The sequence below is a fragment of the Aeromicrobium sp. Root495 genome (assembly GCF_001426755.1).
Lineage (GTDB): Bacteria > Actinomycetota > Actinomycetes > Propionibacteriales > Nocardioidaceae > Aeromicrobium.
The window spans coordinates 473,972-475,033 of record NZ_LMFJ01000001.1; the positions used below are offsets into that span (position 1 = coordinate 473,972).

General features: G+C 68.8%; 1 protein-coding gene. It reads right to left on the reverse strand.

Features of this window, described 5'->3' with window-relative positions:
* Positions 1-1,002, reverse strand: a 1,002-nt coding sequence (locus ASD11_RS02555; RefSeq protein ID WP_082554120.1) for a DUF222 domain-containing protein, incomplete at its 3' end; no start/stop codon positions are given.
* Positions 1,003-1,062 lie beyond the last annotated feature (60 nt).

Sequence of the window (1,062 nt, forward strand, 5' to 3'; positions counted from 1 at the left end):
GCACCCACCGTCCCGGTTCGCCAGGGCGATGCGCTGATACTTCGTGAAGTACCTCTTGGACTGTCCGTAGTCCGTGGGCAGGGACGTCCCGTCCAGGACCATGGGGATGATGCCCACCCGGCAGGCGAGCTTCCTGGCCTGTCCAGCTGAGATGCGGGTCCCGTCCGAGAGCGTCGCGGGTGCGATGCCGTCGAGGAGGGTCTGGTGCTCGAGGGTGACGACGACCTGGGCTCCGACTCCGCCGTTGGAGGGGAGCTCCTCGACGGGGAGGTGGGAGCAGAGGTCGGTGAATGCCCGTCCCATGCGGTGGGCGGGGTCGCCGGCGTCCTCGGGCACCGGTCCCAAGGTGGCGTCGGGGTCGGAGAGGTGGGCTCGTGAGGGTGCGGCGAGGGCTTCGAGGGCGGTGCGGAGCATGACGGCCTCGGCTTCGGGGACTTCTCCGCGGTATCCGTGCATGCCGTTCTTCTTGTCCCACATCACGAACGAAGCGTTCCGGCGGGCGAGGCGCTCACGGTCGACCAGGATTCCGTTCTCGTGGGCGTCGACGTCGGGCTTGGCCGCGTAGACGTCCATCAGTCGGTCGGTGCGCCGTCGTAGGTCTCGGATCGTCAACCGTTCAGCGTCCTTGAGCAGGGTCCGCTCGGCCAGGTCGCGCTGCGTGTCCGTCACGTCGGCAGGCAGCTTGTCCAGGCCGTTCGCGATGACGGAGGACTGCTCGAACGTCACCTCACCCCGAGACAGGGCGTCCTGCGTGTGGGTGGTGGACTCAAGCTTCTTGGCCGTGTTCACCAGCCGTCGAGCGGCGCCCTCGTCCCCTCCGAAGTCCCTGGCCAGCAGGTTCCCGGTCGACGTCGCACCAGCCCTCCGGGCCGTACCCGCGGACTCGAGAGCCCTGGCCGCAGCCATCCTGTGAGCGGCCAACCGGGCTTCGGCTCGGGCCATCTCCTGACTCAGACGCCGCACCTCACCGGGCTCCAGCCCCGACCACGCATCGAGACCCATCCGGTCCAATCCCGCGTGCAGCACCGAGACACCAGCCACCAAGGGGTGGGAGTCGATCGG